Raw genomic sequence first — 23,828 nt, 5'->3', positions numbered from 1 at the left:
TATGTTATCAGAACAGCGCCCCACCCTCTTGCTGGTCGACGATGAGCCGGTCAATCTGCGCGTACTTCGTCAGGTGCTGCAGGATGATTACCAGTTGGTGTTTGCCAAAAATGGCCAGGAAGCCCTGCGGGTTGCACTGGAAAAACTGCCAGCGCTGATCCTACTGGATATTATGATGCCGGATATGACCGGTCTTGAAGTATGTGAACACCTGAAACAACAGGAACAGACCCGCACTATCCCGGTCATCTTTGTTACGGCACTAAATGACCAGACCGATGAAGCGCGGGGGCTGGAGGCCGGCGCGGTGGATTATATCAGCAAGCCGATTTCACCAGCGGTAGTGAAAGCCCGGGTGAAAACACATTTGTCACTGGTACAGGCTGACGAACTGCGTCGCACCCGCCTGCAGATCATTCAGCGCCTGGGGCGAGCCGCAGAATACAAAGACAATGAAACCGGCATGCACGTCATGCGTATGAGTCATTATTCGCAAATATTAGCCAAAGCCAGCGGCATGAGTGACTGGCAAGCAGAAAAGCTGCTCAATGCCGCGCCCATGCATGATATTGGCAAGATTGGTATTCCAGACAGCATCATGCTTAAGCCCGGCAAACTCACCAATGAGGAGTTTGCGATCATGAAAACCCATCCACAGATCGGCGCGGAAATCTTAGGTGACGACGATTCGGACTTAATCTCACTGGCCAAGTCCGTGTCGCTGACCCATCACGAAAAGTGGGACGGCAGCGGCTATCCCATCGGTCTGGCCGGTGAGGCAATCCCTATTGAAGGGCGCATTGTAGCGCTGGCAGATGTGTTTGACGCCCTTACCAGCAAGCGCCCCTACAAAGACGCTTGGCCGCTGGAAAAAGCCCTGGGATTTATTCAGGAACAGGCAGGTAAGCACTTCGACCCTGCGCTGGTTACCCTGTTTGTAGAAAATATCGAGCAAATTCTCGCGATTAAAGCGCGCTTCGAAGACGAGGATTAATCCCTCTGGATTATCCCATCTGGTGTTATCCCTGAGACTGACGATAGGCCAGACGTAAACGTCCGAGTCGCTGCACATAGCTGACGAACACATCACTAAGCCACCGCTCAGAAGGAAACCCTAACTGCCGGGTCAACCCGGTCACACTGTCATCACTGGTCAGCAAGCGTTGACGTGCGTAGCGGATGCGCTTGCCATTAACGTAACCACGAAAATGGCGAATCCCCTGACTGGCCAGCGCTGCATCGATTTGCGCCGGGCTGGCGTTTACCAGCGATGCCACATCGCGAATTCGCAGCCCTAAAAAACGATATGCCTGCTGCTGTTCCAACACGGTCTCAATTCGGCTGTGCAGCTGTCGTAATTCTGTCGGACTCAGGCGCACACGGCTGCGTAAGTCTGGTAATGGCGACTGAGCCCCTACACTGGCCAACAGTATGGCCATCAACCAAATTCCGGCGTTTAACGCCATTTTGCTTAGGACTAACCATTTGTGCGCATCTATCTGACCGCTCAGCGCCAATGTCCAGGTCAGCAGGCAAACACTGACTATCAACAAATTAACCCCAAGCCCCCACAACAGAGGGGTCAAACGATATAACTGGGGATCCGCGACCTGGCGAGGTAAAAGGCGATGAAAATGCTGTACATCCTCACGCGCCATAATCCACACGCCCATGGCGCATAGCACGATCAAACCGGGACATAACAGCCACAACAAAGAAACGTCCTGAGGCACGGCCTGCAGTCCTAATAAACTGAATTTTTGCGACTGGCTGAGGGTCAGAAACGGCAGTAATAACAAGGCAAATACGACGGGCAATAACAGTAGTACATTGGCGTTACGTTGTTTTTCAAAACACAGGTCGCGCACACTCTGCGCGCACAATACCAATAACATAACAAACAGGCATTGGCTTATGCCCAGAAGAAAGCCGCCCGACAAATACTGTCCGGAGCTGATTAACCACTCATCCAAAAGTGCAAATGGCGCGAACAAACACAACAGCAACAGACTCTTGCTGTGTATCAGGCGATCGAATCGCCACCAGGTGATAAGTAATGGAATTGCCCACAACGCTGCCATCATGAGCAACATGGCGGAATATGTGCTTTGTCCCTGCATACTGACTGAGCCCCTTTACAACCTACTACCTGCCAATAACCTAGGTTTGTTATCGGCACTCAGTCAGCATAGCTTAATTTTTCACCAGTAGGGTGTCATATTTAACGCCGCGTGATGGCTTAAGTGTATGATTTCTAAAACACGCTGCGTTTTCTCTGCACACCACTGAGCAAGCTCGTCAGCGTCTGCGAGTTCTGCCCGCCCTAATTCGCGTTTTAGCACCCGCAGCGTATACAACTCTTCGATGCCATCCAGCACATCCAACCAGCCGGCGCGAAACTCGCCGCGCTGCTCGGCGTTAAACAGCTCGGCAATCGCCAGCGAGCGCAGTACCGATTGTTGCAGAATCCCTTCCTGAGCAATGTAATCATCGGCTTGCATCACGGCTGGCTCGCCCAACACGCCCTGCACATCCAGCCAGCTTTGTTGTAACCATTGACGAGCAAAAACCTGAGCTGGTTGGGTTGCCTTTTCGTCATGTTGCCAGGGACGCTTGTACAGTAACGCCAGCAGGCGCAGTTGAATAAGACCACTGGTGCCGTTATTAATCAGTTGCAACGGTTGGTATTGCGCCAGCAATCCATGAATGCGGCCATGCAAATAACTTTGCAACGCGTCGCACTGTGCCAATTTTTTGCTAAATGGTCCGCGGGAAGAGCGCAAACGTCCCATTGCTAAAACCTGGGCTACCCAGGTCCATTGTCGCAGCGATTGATCCAGTTGTTGAATCAGCGCATCTATCTCTGCCAGTGCCAATACGCTGTTAATTTGAATTAACTGCTGACGGAGCCATTTTTGCCCAAACCACACCCCTTCCAACGCGAGTAATTTGCCACTCTCGCAAAATACCTGCTCATGGTGTTGCCAGCAGGCCAGCGCTGCAGTTAGCCCTTTTTGCAGAATCTGTTCGAGATCCTCATCACCGTTCAATGGCACATTCTGTGGTCGCGCCAGCACCTCAAGCTCGGTACCTTTAACCAGCATATAACCACGCGCCGCTTTGCTCAGCGTTCCCAGCCGAAAAGGCAATACCTCGGCTAGTTGCTCGGCCAGATTGAATAATTCACTGGCACTGCCACGTTGTAACTCAATCTCCAGTTCGCAAATCGCAACTCCGTGGTTATTCGCCTTGACTTTGCCCTGGTCGTAGGCAAATTCGACCTGCAATGCATCATCGGCGCGGGTGTACTGATAAGCACGACGCACAAAATTGGTCGCGAATAACACACCAATACTGTCCTGCAATGCATCCACATTTAACCCGGGTGGCCAGATTGATGGTTCGAACAAGGATAAGTCAGGGTGACTATCAGACAGTGGAATATTGTATTCGGCGCGATGGTGTAATCCGCCCATCGAATTGCCACCTGTTTTGATGGTTTGCTCAAATTGGCCGTTTTTACCACGTACCCGTAAGCCAATATCGTTTTGGCGCAATTGCGCGTCGACGGTATCGTAGTAGCAATTGGATAACGCAAACTCGCTCTGCGCTACCGAGCCCGATAGTTGATTAAAAAATTGATTTTCAAGGATTTTTTCAGAGCCTGGTGCAACCAGTAACTTAAGTTCTATTTCTGTGTCCATGCCGTTTTGGCGAGATGCTCGAAAGAGGTAAAGTGCAACATTACCCAAAGCCGCAGCCGAGGGCAACGAAATCTGCCCTTGCCATCTGCAATTACTGCCCCTAACATCGTGCTTATAACAATTTAAAAAGCCGGTATTTCAACATGTTACTTCGCACCTTCTGCTTCATTACTGCCATGCTGGCGTTGCCGCTAATGGCGCAGGAAACCGACGCTGCATCCACGTCTGAAGGCGAACAGGCGTATGTCAGCGACGAGCTGTTTGCCTTTATGCATGCGGGGCCGAGCCGTAACTATCGCATCTTAGGATCCATTGTCGCCGGCACCCCTATCACGCTGATCCGCTACAGCGATGATCGTGAATTTGTTGAAGTGATCGACGACCGCCAACGCACCGGCTGGATTGAAGCGATCAATGTCATGCGAGACACAAGCCTGCGGGTAAAATTGCCGCAAATACAACAACAACTATCTGAAGCTCAGGCAGCACTGCAGGACGCCAGACAAAATGCCGAGTCGCTGCAACAGCAAATCGCCGATTTGGAATCACGTTTAAATGGTAAAAACCGTCAGTTTGAACAGCTTCAAGCACAGGTTGAGCAAGCAGAACAACAACTTAGCAGTAAAGACCAGTCCGAATTACACGAATGGTTTATGCGCGGCGGAATGATTGCGCTGGCGGGTATTATTATTGGAGTGATTATTCCTTACCTGCCGAAGAAAAAACGCAACCGTGATGGCTGGATGGACTAACGTCAAATTAGCTTCACAAGCAACACAAAGATTTAACCTAAAAAGCTATATTTCCCGCGCGCGCATCAATATACTGCGCGCGTTTTTTATGTGCCAAATATTGGCTTGTTCCGGGATTTACCTATGTTAAAAGTCAGTCAGCTTAATCAGACGGATTATCAGTTGCCGTCACTCGCCGAGCTCCCTGCCATCATTAGTGCCAACTATATGGTGGATGAGGATACTTATCTGCAGGAATTAATGCAGCTCGTGCCACAGGATACTCAGGATATAAAAGGGCTCACGGAACAAGCCTACAAACTGGTGGAAAAAGTGCGCGAAGAAGCCTCTGGTGGTGATGGCATCAGCGCATTTTTACAGGAATACAGCCTGGATACTCAGGAAGGTATCATCCTGATGTGTCTGGCCGAGGCCTTACTGCGTATACCCGACGCGGATACTGCCGACGCGCTGATTAAAGATAAATTATCAGGTGCTGATTGGCGCAAGCACCTGCGTAACAGCGACTCCCTGCTGGTCAACGCGTCGACCTGGGGTCTGATGCTGACGGGCAAAGTTATTCGCGTCCATCAACCCGTGGGTGACGCCGGCAATATGATTGAGCGCCTGATTAACCGCCTCGGTGAGCCGGTTGTGCGCAAAGCCATGTATGCCGCAATGAAAATCATGGGCAAACAATTTGTTTTGGGCCAGGATATTAAAGAAGCACTGAAAAACAGTCGTAAACAGCGTAAAACCGGCTACACCCACTCCTATGACATGTTAGGTGAAGCCGCACTGACTCAGGAAGACGCAGACAAATATCTGCAGGCTTATGCACGGGCTATTCGTGCACTGGGCGAAGCGACCTATGAAGGCAATGCGCCTAAACCGACTATCTCGATTAAATTATCTGCCCTGCACCCACGCTATGAGGTAGCCAACGAAGATCGCGTCCTGACCGAAATGGTCACCACGCTGGAGCAACTGGTTGGATTAGCCCGTGAGCTGAATGTCGGCGTTAGTATCGATGCGGAAGAAGCTGACCGCTTAGAACTGTCTCTGCGCCTGTTTGAGAAAGTCTACCGCGGCGCAGTTTGCCAGGGTTGGGGCAATTTAGGTTTGGTGGTACAAGCTTACTCCAAACGCGCATTGCCAGTACTGATGTGGATTGCTCAGTTAGCCAAAGATCAGGGCGATAATATCCCGGTACGTTTGGTAAAAGGTGCATATTGGGATAGCGAGGTAAAGTGGGCCCAGCAAAAAGGTCAGCGCAGCTATCCGGTCTTTACCCGTAAAGCCTGTACCGACGTCAGCTATCTGGCTTGTGCGCGTTTCCTGTTATCCGCCCACACCGAAGGCGCCATTTATCCGCAGTTTGCCACCCATAATGCTCACACGGCCGTTGCCATCAAGAGCATGGCCGGCACGCGCGAATACGAATTCCAGCGTCTGCACGGCATGGGTGATGAACTTTATAACACTATGCTCGAACAGAGCGACCTCACGGTACGGATTTACGCACCAGTGGGTGCTCACAAAGACTTATTGCCGTATCTGGTGCGACGCTTATTGGAAAACGGCGCAAACAGCTCATTTGTGCATAAGTTAGTGGATCCGAAAACGCCAATCGGGTCTCTGGTGGCCCACCCATTGGAATCACTCAAGCAATACCCGACGTTGCACAACGATAAGATCCCGTTACCCACACATATTTTTGATGATCGTATTAACTCAGCAGGTACCAACTTGAATATCAGCTCAGAAAATCAGGCATTTTTCGCCGGTGTAGAACAACATGCCACTAAACAATGGTTGGGTGGTCCTATCGTTGACGGAAAATTACTTGAAACAGCTGATAAGCTGGAAGTGCGTGCGCCACAAAATCGCAGCCATATTACCGGACATATTTTCCATGCTGACGAAAGCGCCATTGAACGCGCTATCGCGTCTGCCCATGCAGCATTCCCAGCCTGGCGCAGCACTTCGGCGGAATCCCGTGCACATATGCTGGAAAAGGCGGCCGAGATCATGGAAGCCAACAGCCACGAACTCATTGCTTTGTGTACCATGGAAGCGGGTAAGTCCATGCAGGACGGTATCGATGAAGTGCGCGAAGCCGTGGATTTCCTGCGTTACTACGCCAATCAGGCGCGTGAACTGTTTGCCTATGAAGGCCCACTGCCAGGTCCAACCGGTGAGCGTAATGAGTTGTTTGTACAGGGCAAGGGCGTATTCGCCTGTATCAGCCCGTGGAACTTCCCACTGGCAATCTTTACCGGTCAGGTTGTTGCCGCACTGGTAACCGGCAATACCGTCATCGCCAAACCAGCGGAACAAACCTGTTTAACCGCCTTCCGTGCGGTGCAAATGCTGCATGAAGCCGGTATCCCGGGCAATGTACTGCAATTATTACCTGGTATTGGCAGCAAAGTGGGTGCTGCACTGAGCGGTGACGAGCGCATCACTGGCGTATGTTTCACCGGTTCAACGGCCACTGCACGTAACATCAACATTTCACTGGCTCAACGTGAAGGAGCGATTGCCACCCTGATCGCCGAAACCGGTGGCCAGAATGCCATGATCGTCGACAGCACCGCATTGCCTGAGCAAGTGGTCAATGACGTCGTGAGTTCTTCGTTTACCAGTGCCGGTCAGCGCTGTTCGGCCTTACGCGTGCTGTATGTTCAGGATGATATTGCCGACCGCGTCATTGAATTGCTGGTAGGTGCAATGCAAGAACTGACTGTCGGTGACCCGATCGCTTATAAAACCGATGTCGGTCCGGTAATCGACGAAACCGCCCGCAACAACCTGTTGGCACACATTGAAACGATCAGTGCCGAAGGCAAACTGATCGCCACCGCCGATATCAGCAAAGTCAACCCGGATGGCTGCTTTGTGGCTCCCACTGCCGTTGAAATCAGCAATATCAACCAGTTGCACAAAGAGCACTTCGGGCCGATTCTGCATGTGATTCGCTTCAAAGCAGACAAACTGGAGCAGGTGTTAGACGACATTAACAACACCGGCTTTGGCTTAACGTTGGGCATTCACAGCCGTAACGAATCGCTGGCACTGTACATCGCGGATCGTGTTAACGTAGGCAACGTGTATATCAACCGCAACCAAATCGGTGCGGTAGTGGGTGTGCAACCGTTCGGTGGCCAGGGCTTGTCTGGCACAGGTCCCAAAGCCGGTGGTCCACACTACCTGACCCGCTTTGTTACCGAGAAGACGCGTACCAATAATATTACCGCCATCGGTGGTAATGCCACGCTGCTGAGTCTCAACGACTAAGCAGCGCTAAACACGGAGGTTTTATGCCAGGCGCCAGTTTATTAACCCTATTGGATGACATCGCCACGGTACTCGACGATGTCGCCCTGATGAGCAAAACCGCGGCGAAACAAACTGCAGGGGTGCTGGGGGATGATCTGGCGCTCAATGCCGAGCAGGTCAGCGGCGTACGCGCCGAGCGGGAATTACCGGTCGTATGGGCAGTCACTAAAGGATCACTGCTGAATAAAGTGATCCTGGTACCGATTGCCCTGCTGCTCAGTTATTTTTTGCCTCAGGCTATTACGCCTTTGCTGGTTATTGGCGGGCTGTATCTTTGCTATGAAGGCGTCGAAAAAGTCTGGCACTCGCTGCATAAACCCGACCAGGCGGCGCACCAGGCCGAACTGGATGCCATCGCTGATCCCAATGTGGATCTGGTCGCGTTTGAAAAAGCCAAAATCAACGGTGCGATCCGTACCGACTTCATCTTGTCGGCTGAGATCATTGTGATCGCCCTGGGTACCGTCACTGGAGCCAGCCTGCTAACGCAATCCATCACACTGGCGCTGGTTGCCCTGGGTTTGACGCTTTGCGTATATGGTCTGGTGGCGCTAATCGTCAAACTGGACGATATGGGTCTGGCGTTGGTTAAACGTCATGGTGGCGATGGCAATCAATTCTTGCGCCGTCTTGGTCACGGTTTATTAAGTTTTGCCCCCAGGTTAATGAAATTCCTATCGGTTGCAGGCACAGCGGCGATGTTTCTGGTCGGGGGCGGGATTCTGGTTCATGCCTTTGCATTCCTGCACCACTTTTCTCCGGATATAGCCGGTCTGACTGGTACCGTCATCAATGCACTGTACGCCGCAGTGTGTGGCGCCATCGCTGGCAGCCTGCTATTGGCGACGAGCGGTCTGTATAGACTGGTAAAAAACCGTTAGTCGACAGACCTTTATGCTAACCTGCTGAAAAACCAGCAGGTTAGCAGCCATGTCAGCCACGTTATTACTTTCCCTTAACTTATTGAGCGGCACCGTCATACGCACGGATGAGGAGTGTTTGCGTTATCAGGCTAAAACTCAGTGGCAAGCCGCGAGAAAAGCAAGTATCGCTGCGCCAGAGCCAATTACCGATGCATATTGGCATGCGTTATTGAGCTGCCTTGCCAGCACAGACAGCGAACTTCGCGATCAGGTTGGCTACGAAGCGCTTACCCAGTTGCTACGCAATGACATCCCATCTCCAGCCATTATTGTGCAATTGTTTGACATCCTGGCCAGTGACATTCAAGCTCGCGCCGATAACGCCAACCAGACCTATCTGCCCTTTGCGGTACTGGGGTTTGCAGAAGTAATACGCACCGATCGTATCACGCCGCATTTAAGCCCTGCTCAACGTCAGAGGGCGGTGGATTTGATCAGTGACTATTTGCCAAACATTCACGATTACCGCGGATTCAGTGACCGCGATGGCTGGCGTCATCACGTAGCGCACAGTGCCGATGTGGTATTGCAGCTGGCATTAAACCCAGCAATTAACCGGGCGCAGTTAAATACTCTCGCGGAGGCGTTAGCCTCGCAAATACACAATGAGTACCATGCATTTAGCGAGGGCGAGCCTTATCGTCTGGCAAGAGCAATGGTATATCTGATGATGCATCCAAACGCGACGATGCAGGACAAAACTAACTGGTTAACTGCGCCATTTTCGCGTTATGAACCCGCTAAAACAGACTCTGTCCATCTCAGACAACGGCATAATCTTCGCTTCGTGTTACTTGAATTGGCTAATCTTTTGAAGGGCGCGCCGGAGGAACTGCAACAAAGCATATTACCCATACTGAATAATCAACTCGCGCAGTTGTAATGGTAAAATCCAGTTGCATTTGCATGTAATATCATCGACAGTGCCCTCACAGAGTCAATGAGATCTGGTAAATGAAGTACCTGACTTATCTGTTATTGTGTTTACTATCCCCTGCTCTGCACGCGCAGAGCGTGACGTTTGTCGCTGAAGACCTTGCCCCGTTTCATTTTAGTAATACCAACGGCAAAGCCGATGGCATTCTGGTCGATCTGGCGCGTTTATTGTTCAAAGAATCTGGCCTGCACGGTTCAATTGTACTGGTTCCCATGGCCAGGGCATTGGAGCAAACGCAAAACGTCCCAAACACTTATATGTTATCTCTACTCAGAACACCAGAGCGAGACCCCCATTACGAGTGGATAGGTCAAAGCTTTGAGGCACAAGCCTACCTGGTCGGTTTACGTGACCGCGAAGATCTGCAGCTAAACGATCTCGACGATGCGAAAAAACTGAAGGTCGGCACGATTCGGGGTTACAGCACTGAGCACTATCTGAAAAACGCAGGATTTTTCACCGATGAGAACCTGTTGTTAAGCGTCAATAACGACCAACTGTGGGGTATGCTATTTCATGGCCGCAGCGATTTGGTGTTGACCAACTTTATTGGGCTGGAACAGGAAGTCCGGGCCGCTGGATTCTCCCCCATGAGAGTGAAACCTTACCTGCATTTGCCAAATTTTCCCGGTCATCTGTATATTGCGACAGGTCACCACAGTAATCCTGAACAGATGCACAAACTCTCGGTCGCGCTGGCGATAATTAAAGCCACCGGACAATATCAGGCATTGCTGGATAAATGGCATATCAGTGGAATGAATAAAAAAGGCGACTAATTAGTCGCCTTTTTCAGAGGGTTGATGATTTACAGCGACTTCGCTGCTTCAACGATGGCCTCAACGGTGAAGCCGAAATGCTTAAGCAATACGCCACCCGGCGCTGACTCACCAAAGGTCGTCATGCCAATCACTTTGCCGTTTAAGCCCACATACTTGTACCAGTAGTCTGCATGGGCTGCTTCCACCGCAATACGCTTAGTGACTGCAGCAGGCAGGACTGACTCCTTGTAAGCTGCGTCCTGTGCGTCAAACACATTGGTGCTCGGCATAGAAACCACGCGAGCCTTTATACCGGCTTGTTGCAATTCTGCCGCCGCTTTGACGCTGATATCTACCTCAGAGCCAGTGGCAATAATGATCACATCCGGGCTACCGTCGCAATCCACCAGCACATAACCACCTTTGGCAGCATTGGCCAGTTGAGCGGCGTCACGAGACTGAGCATTAAGGTTCTGACGGCTAAATACCAGTGCGGTTGGGCCGTCGGTGCGCTCCACTGCCGCTTTCCAGGCTATAGCCGACTCAGCTGCATCGGCGGGACGCCAGGTCACCAGATTCGGCGTCATACGAAGGTTTGCCACCTGCTCAACCGGTTGATGCGTCGGACCATCTTCACCCTGTCCGATGGAGTCATGGGTGAATACGTAAATACTGGGTACGCCCATCAGCGCAGACATACGCACCGCATTGCGGGCATATTCCATAAACATCAGGAAGGTAGCGCCATACGGACGGAAACCACCATGCAGGCCAATACCATTCATGATGCCGGCCATGCCGAACTCACGAACACCGTAGAACAAGTAATTGCCGCTGGCATCGTCTGAGGTAATGCCCTTGGAACCAGACCACAGTGTCAGGTTTGAACCAGCCAAATCCGCCGAGCCACCTAACAATTCAGGTAACAGTGGGCTAAAGGCTTCAATAGCATTTTGTGACGCTTTGCGGCTGGCAATGTTGTCGCCTTTTTGCTGAACCTGTTCAACAAACTGCTGTGCCTGCGTGGCAAAATCTGCCGGCAACTCACCGGCGATGCGGCGTTTGAATTCTGCCGCCAGTTGCGGGTGTGCACTCTGGTATGCGGCGAACGCATCATTCCAGGCCAGTTCTTTACCCGCGCCGGCTTGTTTGGCATCCCAGCCGGCATACACATCAGCCGGGATCTCGAATGGCGCATGATGCCAGTTCAGGAATTCACGGGCGGCTGAGATCTCGTCATTGCCAAGCGGCGCACCGTGACAGTCATGGCTACCCGATTTATTTGGCGATCCAAAACCTATGATGGTTTTACAGCAAATCAGGGTCGGCTTACTGGTGTCAGCTTTGGCCTGCTCGATAGCGGCTTTGATCGCTTCAGGATCATGGCCATCCACGTCGGCAATTACCTGCCAGCCGTAAGACTCAAAACGCTTAGGCGTATCATCGGTAAACCAGCCCTCAACATGACCATCAATAGAAATACCGTTGTCATCCCAGAACGCAATCAGCTTGCCCAGGCCCAACGTACCAGCCAATGAGCAAGCCTCATGGGAAATACCTTCCATCAAACAGCCATCGCCCATAAAGCAATAGGTGAAGTGGTCAACGATATCGTGACCCGGGCGATTAAACTGCGCCGCTAATGCTTTTTCGGCAATCGCCATACCCACCGCGTTGCTGATACCCTGGCCCAATGGCCCGGTGGTCGTTTCCACACCCGGTGCATAGCCGTATTCCGGGTGGCCCGGGGTTTTGGAATGTAATTGACGGAATTGTTGTAATTCTTCAATCGGCAGATCGTAGCCGGTCAAATGCAGCAGCGAATAAATCAGCATAGAGCCATGGCCGTTTGACAGCACAAAGCGGTCACGGTTAGCCCACTGTGGATTTGTCGGGTTATGGTTTAGAAAGTCGCACCACAACACCTGGGCAATGTCTGCCATGCCCATCGGCGCACCAGGGTGGCCGGAATTAGCTTTTTGCACTGCATCCATACTCAGTGCACGAATCGCGTTAGCAAGATCTCGACGTGTCGGCATAAATTCTCCTGTTACAAAGCTGCCGCGAAAAATAGTTGAACATTCTGACCCAGCAATGCCGCAACTGCAAACCTCAAACACCCTAAAACGCAGGCTTTGGCAAATTACGCATAATTCATCACCAATCTGATCCAAATGAGTATTTGTGCGGTATTCACCTGCGTTTTGCATTCTGGCAGCAAAACTTAACAGATGGACTTTTAGACGTCTAGACGGAAATACTGGCAAAGCGCTCATCCATCCGTTAAACTTGCCGCCATTATGCTTGGCTATGCCTCGCTTCTTGTTTTTAGGAAATACCATGGCAACACATATTTTTACCTCTGAATCTGTTTCTGAAGGCCATCCGGATAAGATCGCCGATCAGATCTCTGACGCGGTGCTGGATGCAATCCTGACTCAGGATCCCAAGGCGCGCGTGGCGTGCGAAACCTTTGTTAAAACCGGTATGGTGCTGGTTGGCGGCGAAATTAATACCCATGCCTGGGTGGATATCGAAGAGCTGACCCGCAGCACCGTGCGTGAAATCGGCTACACCCATTCTGATATGGGTTTCGATGCAGACTCATGCGCAGTATTAAACGCCATTGGTAAGCAATCGCCTGATATCAATCAGGGTGTCGACCGCGAGCGTGAAGAAGATCAGGGTGCTGGCGATCAGGGCCTGATGTTCGGTTATGCCAGTAATGAAACCGATGTGTTAATGCCAGCGCCGATTACCTATTCTCATTTACTGGTTAAACGTCAGGCAGAAGCACGCAAAGATGGCACCCTGCCATGGTTGCGCCCCGATGCAAAATCACAGGTCACGTTCGTGTATGAAAACGGCAAGCCAGTGGGCATCGATGCAGTGGTATTGTCTACCCAACATTGTGATTCCATCAGTACGGCTGACCTGCGTGAAGCGGTGATGGAAGAAATCATTAAGAAAACCCTGCCCGCGCAGTGGTTAACTGCCAAGACTAAGTTCTTTATCAACCCCACTGGCCGCTTCGTTATCGGTGGGCCTATGGGTGACTGCGGCCTGACCGGACGTAAGATCATCGTGGATACCTACGGTGGTATGGCGCGTCACGGCGGTGGTGCATTCTCAGGTAAAGATCCGTCAAAAGTTGACCGTAGCGCCGCGTATGCGGGGCGTTATGTGGCGAAAAATATCGTTGCAGCTGGTCTGGCTGACCGTTGTGAGATTCAGGTGTCTTACGCAATCGGTGTCGCGGAGCCAACCTCAATCAGTATTGAAACATTCGGTACCGGTAAAATCAGTGAAAACAAACTTGTTGATTTGGTGCGGGAAAACTTCGATCTGCGTCCATACGGCCTGATTAAAATGCTGGATCTGGAGCGCCCAATCTACAAAGCAACGGCGGCATACGGCCACTTCGGCCGTGAAGAATTCCCATGGGAAGCGACCGACAAAGCCGAAGCCCTGCGCGCTTCACTTTAATCGTAAATCAGTAAAAAGCCGCTCAACAGAGCGGCTTTTTTGATCAAGCAAACGTTTGCTCTACCCGCACCTGTAACTGCCGAACCTGACTTTTCTGGTCACTGGAGCCATGCTCGTTCAGATAATTGAGCAACTCACTGAGTCTGACTCCCTGATATTCTTTACGGCGTAACTGCACCATGATTTCAGCCATCAAACGCTTCAGGTCCAGATTGTCCGGCGCCTGTGCTACCGCGTAATGGACCCTGCGCATTGCCCGGTAATTTAAGCCGCGCGCTTGCAGTACCTTCGCTACTTCGCCATACCAGCGAGCGTCGCCATCCACCCCGGCTAAGCGTTGCATCACCCGTTGCCAGACAATTTCGATATTGATCAATTCCGGACAGGGTTCCAATGCCGATACCAACCCGTCAACCCGCGCCAGGCAGGTCAGGGTGATATCTCGCATGCCCAGCACCACAGCGCAGGCTGCCTGTAATAATTGCACCACAATATTCGGGTGACGCGCGGTCTTAGCGTGCAACTCTTTTAGATGAGTACGTAATTTTTCTGCCGGCGCATTCTCCTGCAAAGCCAATAACAATAAATTGATAAACACCGAATACTTTTGATAATAGAAACCACGCTCTCCGGCCTTATTCTGTTGGATAAACTCCGCCAGATGACCACGCGCCAGCTGTACTTCTTCTTTTTTCCTGTCGCTATCGATCAAACACAATAAATTGATAACTTTGTAGGCGAATTCTAATGCCTGCCGTGGGTAATTATTGCTTTGTTGAGGATCGGCAGCCGCACTTAATGTGTTGTATAAGGTTTGTGCGCGTGACAGACCGTGTAAACAATATTCAACCACCAGTTGTAATTGCATGGTGGTGGCATCATTGCTGATTTTTGTTAATTTGGTCAGAGTCTGTTCCGCGGCGGCCAAATCATGTCGGTTTACATCCAGCAATATCTGATAACTGAACGCCTTTTCCTGAAACGCTGCACCGGTAATTTGGGCGCTGAGTAAGGCATCTAAGCGCTCATTTTCGGCGATCAGATACAAAATAAACGCCATGCCATTTAAGCCATCATTGCCACCTATCTGCTCAATCATTTCCAGCGCTTTATCCACATGCCCATTGATAAACAGCATGCGCACCAGTATCAAATTCAGGTTTTCCTGTAATTTATCCTCCACGGCACTAGATTTGGCTTGTTTAACTGCCTGTAAAATGGCGCGCGGATCCTGTTGTTGTAATGTAGACACCACATTTTGCAATGATTTCAGCGCATCCAATGTGTGGCGCAGAGCGATGTCTAACTGGTCATCATTAACCGGCGTGTCAATCACCTCTGTACTTAAAAAACGATAAGGCAGGCTACTCAGTAATGGCTCCGGTGAACTGGCGCTGATAATAAATTTGCACCAGGGTGGCAGGGCGTTATGCATTGTCACGTGACGAATCAATTCACGCGCGGTTTCTCCAGCAGGCAAACATTCATGAATAATCGCCACCTGGACATCCTGGTGGTTTTGATTGTGGATGATATCGGTGCATTCACTGGCTTTAATATTTACAAATGACCAATTCCGCAATGCCCTAACCACCTGTTTTAAATGGGGTTCGGGCATCACAACCAGAATGGAAATTTCACGGGTTTCCTGAACAGTAAATGGCAAATCCTGCTCCTATTGTTACAACCATGTGTAAATCTAGTCATAAACATTTCTTTCTGCATGGCTGAGTGAGACTGGAGCAAAAAAAAATATTAACGCACAATAGTGACTCAACGAATGCCAAGGAACCGACATGAAAAAGATCGTATTTGCCCTGCTCACCGCCTCCCTGATAGCAGGTTGTGCCAAGTCCCCCACCGGCCGTACGCAACTGAAGTTATTCAGTAGTAATCAGATGGATGCCATGGGTGTACAAGCATTCGACGGCATGAAACAGGAACAAAAAATCGCCAATAAACCAGTACAAAACGCCTATGTACAATGCGTTGCCAAGCATGTCGCCGCGCAGGTATCCCAGTCAGTGTTTGCTGGTGAATGGGAAGTGGTGGTGTTTGATGACGAGCAGGTAAATGCATTTGCCCTGCCCGGCGGCAAAATAGGCGTGTATACCGGATTACTCAATGTAGCCAAAAATCAGGATCAGCTGGCCGCTGTTATTGGTCACGAAGTCGGCCACGTGATTGCGGAGCACGGCAATGAGCGCATGTCTATCGCCACCGCACAGACACTGACCCTGCAAGTGGTCGATGCCGCACTAAAAACTAACGATGTGGCACATAATCAGGAGATTATGGCGGGCCTAGGATTAGGCGCACAGATCGGCGTGCAACTGCCCTTTAGCCGCACTCATGAGTCCGAAGCCGATATTATTGGCCTGGAACTGATGGCCAAAGCCGGTTTTAACCCACAGCAAGCTGTGGATTTATGGCACAATATGGATGCGGCCAGTGGTGGTCAGCGCCCCATGGAGTGGTTATCAACCCACCCGGCGCCCGCCAGCCGTATTGAGAAACTGCAGGAGCATATGCCTGTTGCCCTGAGTTTGCGTAGTAGTAACCGTCCACGTTGTGAATAATCCATGCGCGTAATCCGAGTTTTCCACCCCGATCTGCTGGCTGCTGAAACTGATATTCAGCTCAGCGAAGATGCCTGTCATCACCTCGCTACCGTACTTAAAATCCGTAACGGTCAGCCTCTGGTGCTGTTTAACGGCGATGGTAATGACTATCCTGCTCAGGTCATTGATGTCCAAAAACGCAAGATCGTCGCACGGGTGGAAGCCAAACTGGGTTTAAGCCCGGAGTCCCCGCTGGCAATACATTTAGGACAGGGGATTTCCAAAGGTGACCGTATGGATTTCGTATTGCAGAAGTCGGTGGAGCTGGGCGTGACAGAAATTACCCCGCTTATCACCGAACGCTGCAATATCAAACTCAACGCCGAGCGCTGGGAGAAAAAACACCAGCAATGGCAGAAGATTATTATTGGTGCCTGTGAGCAATCTGGGCGCAACGTGCTGCCAGTGTTACATCCGCCCGTTGAGTTAAACCAGTGGCTGGCACAATCTACCTCGCAGATACGCCTGACACTGGATCCCCGCTCGGAGAAGCGTTTCAGTGATATTCACATGCCGCAGGCCGGTTGCCGGTTACTGATTGGGCCAGAAGGCGGCCTCACCGATCAGGAAGTGTATCAATCTGAGCAGGCAGGCTTCGATGCGGTGTTGCTTGGTCCACGCATTTTGCGAACTGAAACCGCCGCGCTGACCAGTATCAGCATCCTGCAAAGCCATTTCGGTGATTTATAAGCGGTAAAACCACTTAACAAAATTAAAAAAGCGCAGCTAGTTGGCTGCGCTTTTGTTTACTTTACGTAAATCCAGATCCTGGAAGTCAAAACTCCAGTCAATATCATCGAAGGGCACCATCTGCATTCCCTTGATCCTGCCCTGTTCATCGCGGGTAAAAATAACCCAACTATCGGCATGCATACTGCGATCGTGCCAATAGGCATAGAATTTATCTTGCGCGACCGGTTGCAGTTCAGCACGCAGGCGTGACATCTTCGCGGATTGCCAAATCAACTTACCCTGCTCTGACGTGACAGACACGTTACCAAACCAGTTATCCTGATAATCCCCCAGATATTCCTGCACTGTGGTAAGCGGGAAACTGGCATCGACCGACTCGCGCTGAGCACTGGTATTGCTGGCGCGCGCCAGTTCTTTATTCCGGTAGTAGGCAATCCAGTCCTGCTGCGGGGCATCCAGATAGGCATTAGCAAGTGTTTGCATGATGGCCTGCCGGGCGTTGGTCGATCCTTGGTTAATTAGCACCACAATGCCCAATTGCTTTTCCGGAAATAAGCTCAGATGCGCCCGCATTCCGGCCAGTGCGCCGGTATGATGTACCCGCAACGTACCGTGATAATCATGCAGTCGCCAACCCAATGCATACGCTGCGAAGTGCGTATTATCCTGTTGCTGTTCCCGCTCACTGACCGACATCAGGGTGTATGGCTGCCACAACTGGTGTTTCACTTGTGCCGAAAGCAGCGCCTTGCCCTGTCCCAACCACATCTGGGTCCACTTTGCCATATCCGCAATACTGCAGCGGATCCCGCCTGCCGGTGCCGACACGGATGGACCAGGCGCAGTCTCTCGCACGACTCTGGCAAGTTTTCCCTCAACCATTTTGTGCGGGGTAGCCACGTTATTCTGCAGTTCTGTGGGGATATCGCCTGCCACACAATGCTGCATGCCCAACGGGCGCATCAATTGCTCCTCTACATAGCTTTCCCAACTTTGCCCACTGACGGCTTCCAGCACTTGTCCTGCGGCGATATACAACAAGTTGTCGTAGGCGTATTTCGTACGAAACTGGGTTTTATCGCCGGGCAGATAGCGCAGGTTGTGCACCACCTCGCTGCGACGGAATCCCGATGGCTCTGGCCATAACATCAAATCACCGGCACCGAGCCCCAGACCGCTGCGATGAGTGAGCATATCCACCAGCGTGAATTGTTCGGTTACCCAGGGATCGTACAAGGTAAAATCGGGTAAATAGGCGCGCACCGGCGCATTAAAATCCAGCTTGCCGGCATCGACCAGGGTGGCAAGTGCCGCGCTATTAAACGCCTTACTCAATGAGGCAATTTTAAATAAAGTCTGGGTATCGACGGCCTGTTCTGAGTCGATATCGCGAATACCATAGGCTTTAACATGTTCAACACGCCCCTGATGCACCACGGCTACCGCCACGCCAGGCACATTAAACGTCTGTCTGGCCCGCTCCACCAGCGCATCCAGTTCTGCATCTGTCATGCCCGTCGCCCACGCGCAGCCTGCAGAGACCAACCAAAGCACAGCCGATAAAACAGGCCAACGCCACAACCATTTATATTTATTTGCCATTTAGCAGCGCCTCATAAATCAGGGTCACGATACTGCCATATTTGCCGGTTTCGAATTGCTTGCCGACAAATTCAGCGTTGCCTTCTTCGTCTTCTACGATGTCACTGTGGCGCAGGTTGCTCAGTAACACAATCGCCAGATCATATGCAGGGTCTATCACGGTCACAGTGCCCGTCCAGCCAGTATGTCCGTAAGCCTGCGGACTGGCATAGGCGCCAAAATGCCAACGTTGTTGCCCATTGCCAGCCCGACGCCAACCCAGACCGTATGTGGCATTGTCTACTTCCGGGCTTAAAAACATATCCAATACACCCGGGTCGAAAATATGCTGCTGACCATAGCCACCACGGTTAAGCAGTAACTGGCACAACACCGCCATGTCCTCCCCGTTAGAAAACAAACCGGCATGCCCCGCCACGCCCTGCATGGCATACCAGGCTTTTTCGTCATGTACTTCGCCCTGCAACACATAATGACGAATACCCGGATGCTCAACACGCCCTGCGCGGGTTGTACCGTGAATTTCTGTTGCTGCGACCTGGGACGGCATGATTCCCTTCGATACCGGATTGAACATCGTATGGTGCAGGTGTAACGGATGGTAAATCTGCGACTCCACATACACATCCAGTGGCACGCCGGCAATGCGCTCAATCAACACACCAAGCAGCATATAGTCTGTATCGCTATATACATGCCCCTGCCCGCGCCCCGAAGTAAAAGGCACATGTTGAGTTAGTAAGCGGCGGGTTTTATCCCCATCATGGGAAAAGAAACGCTTGCCCAGTGGGTTATCCGGGGTATGAAATCCCACCTGAGGTGCATATCCCGCGCTGTGGGTGAGTAAATCCCTGACCAGACGAATATCCCGGCCATTATCACGATACTCAGGTAAGTAATGGCTAATTGGCAGGCTGACATCCAGGCGTCCATCGCTTACCAGTTTCATCAATGCCAGATTGGTCGCAAACATTTTGGTATTGGATGCTAAATCGAACAGCGTGTCCTCTGTCATTGGCACGGGCTGTGGGAGTAGTGAGCCACCATCGGCGTACTTGCGTTGATAGCCATAGGCACTGTGCTTAATAATCTGGCCGTGTTGCATGACCATCAGCACCGCGCCGGGAAAACCATCGGCGACTTCCTGTTTGATCAGCGCATCAACTTTGGCAAAACGCTTATCGTTACTTGTCTTGGCCGCCAGGGTTGGATAAGGAACTCTAATCGTCAGGCTAGCCCCCTCTGGCTGCACATTGCGAACCTCCAACGTATTGACACCATCACGAGTGCGGCGCCCCAAATCATAGCGGTAATGCTGATGGGGCGATAAGGGAGTCGAGATATTAATCAGTTGGTCATTGATCAGAATCTCTGCTGAGGTTGCATCCCGGTTATCAATGATTAACTCCCCACGACCGGCGTAGGCAAAAAATGGACGCTTATCATTAACCAATTGCCGCTCACTGCGCTGATCTTCCGGCTCGGGAAACACTTCATCAATTTGCCCAAAGCGCAAAGAGAGCTGCGCTGGCGCGCTATCCTGTGGACGGTACCGTGCAAATAATTTTTCCGCTTTGGATGGAAAATAACGTTCGAGCAAGGCAAACAGAATGGACGCCGTTTGCGCATCAGCACGGCCACTTACCTGCCAGGGCAAAAAGTGCATCTGAAATGCGTCTATCACATCCGTGGTTTGCTTATCATAGATACCTGTCTCAGCGATCTCATAGCCATAGGCGCGCAGCGCTGACTGAATCAGCCCAACAGAGGGAGGTGCACTGGAAAATTGTTGCCAATAGCGTTGTACCGTCTCTTGTTCATACCAGGCGCCGATACCCGCTTTGTAGAGTTCAAACCACGGGAAACGAGGACCGGGATCCTGCTTACGCCCCGGGGCAATATCCGCGTGGCCAATCACCTGGGTCGGACCAATGTCCGGATTTCTGGCCAAAATTCCCTGTATCAAGTCAATTAATAGTGCAATCTGTTTACGGTCATAATCCGGATAAACACATAGCTTGCGTTCAGGTGCAGGAATTGGCGAGACCTCCACAAACTTAGCAGGCTCAGCGACATCGGGTAGATAAGGGTCTTCTGTCGGCAAGGGCGAATCCGGCGTTTCCACCAAAGCAGTAGTGTGAGAAGACTCAATCTCCGGCTGTGGTCTGGCATCACTGACACAGGTAGGCACATTGACGATTTCAATGCCAATGGACTGGTCGTTGATATCCTCACGACCCTGCCAAAAACTATTGCCCGCATGCCAGGCGCGCTGCGTTTCATCCACCAGCTTATAAATTTTTAGTTCCTGTTCGGCGTAACTGCTGTCGCCACTTTCAGGCACCAGATAATGGGCACTCAGCCCGCCAGCATCCACTAAAGCCCGGCGACTATCGGCATAATCAATCGCGGTATAATGTAAAACCAAAAACTTGACCCGCTCGCTGAAATTGGCCGAAGGCATCGATTCCATTGGTAAGGACGTACAACCGGCTAATATTAATCCGGCGCCACCTACCACTGAGCTAATCAGACGCCAAAATCCCGAGTGGTTTATCACAAGTTGTCTCACTTGTATGTTCCCCAGTTAATCTACGCTATGAATACTTTATTTTTAACAGGGTGCCTGACCCCGCGCTTGGCCGCACCACAAAAACTCACCACTTAACCTTTTATTTCATCAACTTAACGAATTTGCAAACAACAGACATTCCTGCCCGATGCCAATACTCATTTGGTTAATTATCGCGACAATGAGTTAGAATATTTAATTTACAATAAGTTTATTAAAAGTCATAAATTATTCTTGATTAATTTTTGCCCAGCTGGTTAATTAACCAAAGTGGTGCGCAACCCCATTGAGCGATGAGAAACACACCAGGAGACATTGTGAACAGGAACCATCCATTTCCATCCAGCTCCGTGCTGACAGAGTCGAGACGCGTCGGCAGGACAGATGATAAGCTCCATACAGTCTGCCATAGCTCATTGGTGTTAAGCGCTAAGTCACTGGTATTTGCCAGTTAACTCCCTACAATGCGGCGCAACTGCCGCGCAAATTTAGTTTCTGAGATGATGAATAAACACCTAATTCTGACATCGATGGCTGCATTCACAGGACTGTCTGGCTGTGTTAGCACAGACGAGCAGCCTTATTTAATTCCCGTAGCACAAAAGATCATGCTGGACGTTCGTTACTTTTGCCCTGAGGGCATCGCAGAAGGCGAAAAATGTACCCAGCCTGTCACTGACTTGCCTCTGCCATTGGCACAGTTAATTCGCGACACAGGTATCGGGGGCGTGATTCTGTTCGCCGAAAATCTGCAATCCACTGAACAAATTGTGCGTCTGAATGATCAATTGCAACAGCAGGCAAAAGTGGCTGGCCACGGGCCGCTTTTTATTGCTATCGATCAGGAAGGTGGCCGCGTGATGCGATTGCCGGCCGGAGTGGGTACTGCATTTGCCGGCAATATGGCGCTGGGTGCCAGTGAATCCACACACGGAAACGCTTTAGCCAAAGCCAGTGCCAATGTGATTGGTGAAGAGCTTCGTGCGCTGGGATTCAATGTGAATTTCGCGCCAACGCTGGATGTGAATGTCAATCCAGACAACCCGGTTATTAATGTGCGTAGCTACGGAGAAGATCCCAAACTGGTTGCGCGGCTTGGCCTGGCCCAATCCCAGGGCTTTGAACAAGCAGGTGTACTCAGTGCGTTGAAGCACTTTCCGGGTCACGGTGATACCAGCGTCGACAGTCATATCGGACTGCCGCGAGTTGAACATGACCGACAACGCATTGAAAACATTGATCTGTTGCCTTTTCGTTATGCGATTGAGCAAGGCAACCCAGCCATGATTATGACCGCACATATTCAATACCCGGCGCTGGAACCTCGCACCTTTGTAAATAAAGACGGTATAAGCACTGAGTTACCAGCGACACTGTCACGGGCAATCCTCACCGATTTATTGCGCGATGAGATGGGATTCAAAGGATTAATTGTTACCGATGCACTGGATATGGCTGGTATCAGTCAGTTTTTCTCACCAGTCGAGGCAACCATTCAGACATTTGCAGCGGGCGCTGACATTGCGTTAATGCCTTACACCATTCGCACACCGCAAGATATCCGTGATTTTAAGCAATTTCTGCAAGCCGTAGCGGATGCTTATACTGACAAGCGACTGTCTGCCGATGAACTGACAGCCTCGTTGGCACGCATTTCTACGGCCAAATCCGCCCTGAGATTTAATGCCAATCCAATCGATGCTCAGGTAGCAAACGCCAATCAAATACTGAACCGCCAACAGAGCCGACTACTGGAGCAAAATATTGCCGATGCGGCGATTACGATGAATCTCAACAAGGGCGTATTGCCTTTATCACCTGCGCTTAAGTCGTTAGATTTACTCATGCCGGATCAGCAAAAATGTGAGGCAATGCAAGCGGCGATGGCACGCACCCGTCCGGGTCTTGAGGTTCGCTGCGCGTCAATCGCAAACAAAGAAAAGCAACCTACACCACCTGCAGCATTTGCTGATGCATTAATTGTGGCTGACGTATTCCCGGCACAAACCCTGGCGGAATTGGGCGGTATGGATGATTTGGAAAACTGGCGCCAGCGCGCCAGCAAAGCAGATCAATGGCAAAGCATACAGCAATGGATGCAGCGAGCTAAAACAGCAGGAAAACCTGTGGTGCTGATTAATCTGCGTACGCCCTATCAGACAGAACGTTTCAATGGCCTGGTTGATGCTGTCTTAACCAGTTATGACTACCGCATACGGGATCCACACATCCCTGAAGCCAATCCCAGTTATCTGGCGCTTGCAAAAGTGTTGTTTGGCGAGATACAAGCGCATGGTACCTCTCCGGTTAGCTGGCAAAGAACGCAGGAATAATAACCATCAAATAACTCAATATAATATTCATAAACATTAATAACTGTGTAAAATTGCAGCAATAAATCAGTGGCTAAGGCTTATTTTACTGGAGATATGCCATCAAACTGTCACGAATAGTAG

At 50.9% G+C, this 23,828-nt stretch carries 16 protein-coding genes; 10 read left to right on the top strand and 6 right to left on the bottom strand.

The features are described 5' to 3' along the window. Position 1 precedes the first annotated feature (1 nt). The gene (locus TK45_RS11365; protein ID WP_131258840.1) at positions 2 to 994 is read left to right on the top strand and encodes a two-component system response regulator; all 993 of its coding nucleotides are present in this window, start codon (positions 2 to 4) and stop codon (positions 992 to 994) included. A gap of 25 nt (positions 995 to 1,019) precedes the next feature. Here TK45_RS11365 and TK45_RS11360 read toward each other — a convergent pair whose 3' ends face one another. Next, complete coding sequence (locus TK45_RS11360) at positions 1,020 to 2,120, bottom strand: hypothetical protein (RefSeq protein ID WP_131258838.1); 1,101 nt, start codon at positions 2,118 to 2,120, stop codon at positions 1,020 to 1,022. 81 nt (positions 2,121 to 2,201) lie between these two features. Further along, positions 2,202 to 3,704 carry an inorganic triphosphatase gene (locus tag TK45_RS11355; protein ID WP_131258835.1) on the bottom strand — a complete coding sequence of 501 codons (1,503 nt, stop codon included), beginning with the start codon at positions 3,702 to 3,704 and terminating at the stop codon, positions 2,202 to 2,204. Between the two features lie 143 nt (positions 3,705 to 3,847). On the opposite strand from TK45_RS11355, the gene TK45_RS11350 reads away from it, so the two are divergent. The 5 genes from TK45_RS11350 to TK45_RS11330 all read left to right on the top strand — a co-directional run bounded on the left by TK45_RS11350 (position 3,848) and on the right by TK45_RS11330 (position 10,416). Further along, a complete protein-coding gene (locus tag TK45_RS11350) occupies positions 3,848 to 4,456 on the top strand; it encodes a TIGR04211 family SH3 domain-containing protein (protein WP_131258833.1) in 609 nt (202 codons plus the stop codon). Between the two features lie 123 nt (positions 4,457 to 4,579). After that, on the top strand, positions 4,580 to 7,735 hold the full coding sequence (gene putA / locus TK45_RS11345; protein WP_131258830.1) for a bifunctional proline dehydrogenase/L-glutamate gamma-semialdehyde dehydrogenase PutA: 3,156 nt from the start codon (positions 4,580 to 4,582) through the stop codon (positions 7,733 to 7,735). 23 nt (positions 7,736 to 7,758) lie between these two features. Next, positions 7,759 to 8,658 (top strand): DUF808 domain-containing protein, encoded by a 900-nt coding sequence (locus TK45_RS11340; protein ID WP_131258829.1) that lies wholly within the window; start codon positions 7,759 to 7,761, stop codon positions 8,656 to 8,658. 49 nt (positions 8,659 to 8,707) lie between these two features. Continuing rightward, positions 8,708 to 9,583 carry a DUF2785 domain-containing protein gene (locus TK45_RS11335; RefSeq protein WP_131258826.1) on the top strand — a complete coding sequence of 292 codons (876 nt, stop codon included), beginning with the start codon at positions 8,708 to 8,710 and terminating at the stop codon, positions 9,581 to 9,583. A gap of 71 nt (positions 9,584 to 9,654) precedes the next feature. Further along, positions 9,655 to 10,416 carry an ABC transporter substrate-binding protein gene (locus tag TK45_RS11330; RefSeq protein ID WP_131258824.1) on the top strand — a complete coding sequence of 254 codons (762 nt, stop codon included), beginning with the start codon at positions 9,655 to 9,657 and terminating at the stop codon, positions 10,414 to 10,416. Between the two features lie 29 nt (positions 10,417 to 10,445). Here TK45_RS11330 and tkt read toward each other — a convergent pair whose 3' ends face one another. Continuing rightward, on the bottom strand, positions 10,446 to 12,437 hold the full coding sequence (tkt, locus tag TK45_RS11325) for a transketolase (protein WP_131258822.1): 1,992 nt from the start codon (positions 12,435 to 12,437) through the stop codon (positions 10,446 to 10,448). Between the two features lie 301 nt (positions 12,438 to 12,738). Here tkt and metK point away from each other — a divergent pair, with 301 nt between their 5' ends. Next, complete coding sequence (gene metK / locus TK45_RS11320) at positions 12,739 to 13,884, top strand: methionine adenosyltransferase (RefSeq protein WP_131258819.1); 1,146 nt, start codon at positions 12,739 to 12,741, stop codon at positions 13,882 to 13,884. 43 nt (positions 13,885 to 13,927) lie between these two features. Here metK and TK45_RS11315 read toward each other — a convergent pair whose 3' ends face one another. Further along, complete coding sequence (locus TK45_RS11315) at positions 13,928 to 15,550, bottom strand: hypothetical protein (protein ID WP_131258816.1); 1,623 nt, start codon at positions 15,548 to 15,550, stop codon at positions 13,928 to 13,930. Between the two features lie 130 nt (positions 15,551 to 15,680). On the opposite strand from TK45_RS11315, the gene TK45_RS11310 reads away from it, so the two are divergent. Continuing rightward, positions 15,681 to 16,463 (top strand): M48 family metallopeptidase, encoded by a 783-nt coding sequence (locus tag TK45_RS11310; protein ID WP_131258814.1) that lies wholly within the window; start codon positions 15,681 to 15,683, stop codon positions 16,461 to 16,463. 3 nt (positions 16,464 to 16,466) lie between these two features. After that, positions 16,467 to 17,195: a 16S rRNA (uracil(1498)-N(3))-methyltransferase gene (locus TK45_RS11305; RefSeq protein WP_131258811.1), complete on the top strand. Its 729-nt coding sequence runs from the start codon at positions 16,467 to 16,469 to the stop codon at positions 17,193 to 17,195. Between the two features lie 36 nt (positions 17,196 to 17,231). Here the strand turns inward: TK45_RS11305 and TK45_RS11300 are convergent, their stop codons facing one another. Together TK45_RS11300 and pbp4b are read right to left on the bottom strand one after the other, a co-directional pair. Further along, positions 17,232 to 18,800, bottom strand: a complete 1,569-nt coding sequence (locus TK45_RS11300; protein ID WP_131258808.1) for a serine hydrolase — start codon at positions 18,798 to 18,800, stop codon at positions 17,232 to 17,234. Beyond that, the gene (pbp4b, locus tag TK45_RS11295) at positions 18,790 to 21,372 is read right to left on the bottom strand and encodes a penicillin binding protein PBP4B (RefSeq protein WP_371414272.1); all 2,583 of its coding nucleotides are present in this window, start codon (positions 21,370 to 21,372) and stop codon (positions 18,790 to 18,792) included. The genes TK45_RS11300 and pbp4b overlap by 11 nt, the downstream gene beginning before the upstream one ends. 503 nt (positions 21,373 to 21,875) lie before the next feature. Between pbp4b and TK45_RS11290 the strand changes: the two genes are divergently transcribed. Further along, entirely contained in the window at positions 21,876 to 23,705 is a 1,830-nt protein-coding gene (locus tag TK45_RS11290) for a glycoside hydrolase family 3 protein (RefSeq protein ID WP_254426597.1), read from the top strand. The last annotated feature ends 123 nt before the right edge of the window (positions 23,706 to 23,828 follow it).

Source organism: Bowmanella sp. JS7-9, from assembly GCF_004329715.1.
GTDB classification, from domain to species: Bacteria; Pseudomonadota; Gammaproteobacteria; order Enterobacterales; family Alteromonadaceae; genus Pseudobowmanella; species Pseudobowmanella zhangzhouensis.
Note: the sequence above shows the minus strand (reverse complement) of the source record. Positions and strands in the feature narration are given on the sequence as shown.

What these genes read in the sequence shown, in the direction of transcription:
- TK45_RS11355 (WP_131258835.1), bottom strand. Translation starts at nt 3,704, where the DNA reads ATGGACACAGAAATAGAACTTAAGTTACTGGTTGCACCAGGCTCTGAA.
- TK45_RS11330 (WP_131258824.1), top strand. Translation starts at nt 9,655, where the DNA reads ATGAAGTACCTGACTTATCTGTTATTGTGTTTACTATCCCCTGCTCTG.
- TK45_RS11360 (WP_131258838.1), bottom strand. Translation starts at nt 2,120, where the DNA reads ATGCAGGGACAAAGCACATATTCCGCCATGTTGCTCATGATGGCAGCG.
- TK45_RS11305 (WP_131258811.1), top strand. Translation starts at nt 16,467, where the DNA reads ATGCGCGTAATCCGAGTTTTCCACCCCGATCTGCTGGCTGCTGAAACT.
- TK45_RS11310 (WP_131258814.1), top strand. Translation starts at nt 15,681, where the DNA reads ATGAAAAAGATCGTATTTGCCCTGCTCACCGCCTCCCTGATAGCAGGT.
- putA (WP_131258830.1), top strand. Translation starts at nt 4,580, where the DNA reads ATGTTAAAAGTCAGTCAGCTTAATCAGACGGATTATCAGTTGCCGTCA.
- TK45_RS11350 (WP_131258833.1), top strand. Translation starts at nt 3,848, where the DNA reads ATGTTACTTCGCACCTTCTGCTTCATTACTGCCATGCTGGCGTTGCCG.
- TK45_RS11290 (WP_254426597.1), top strand. Translation starts at nt 21,876, where the DNA reads ATGAATAAACACCTAATTCTGACATCGATGGCTGCATTCACAGGACTG.
- tkt (WP_131258822.1), bottom strand. Translation starts at nt 12,437, where the DNA reads ATGCCGACACGTCGAGATCTTGCTAACGCGATTCGTGCACTGAGTATG.
- TK45_RS11365 (WP_131258840.1), top strand. Translation starts at nt 2, where the DNA reads ATGTTATCAGAACAGCGCCCCACCCTCTTGCTGGTCGACGATGAGCCG.
- TK45_RS11340 (WP_131258829.1), top strand. Translation starts at nt 7,759, where the DNA reads ATGCCAGGCGCCAGTTTATTAACCCTATTGGATGACATCGCCACGGTA.
- metK (WP_131258819.1), top strand. Translation starts at nt 12,739, where the DNA reads ATGGCAACACATATTTTTACCTCTGAATCTGTTTCTGAAGGCCATCCG.
- TK45_RS11335 (WP_131258826.1), top strand. Translation starts at nt 8,708, where the DNA reads ATGTCAGCCACGTTATTACTTTCCCTTAACTTATTGAGCGGCACCGTC.
- TK45_RS11300 (WP_131258808.1), bottom strand. Translation starts at nt 18,800, where the DNA reads ATGGCAAATAAATATAAATGGTTGTGGCGTTGGCCTGTTTTATCGGCT.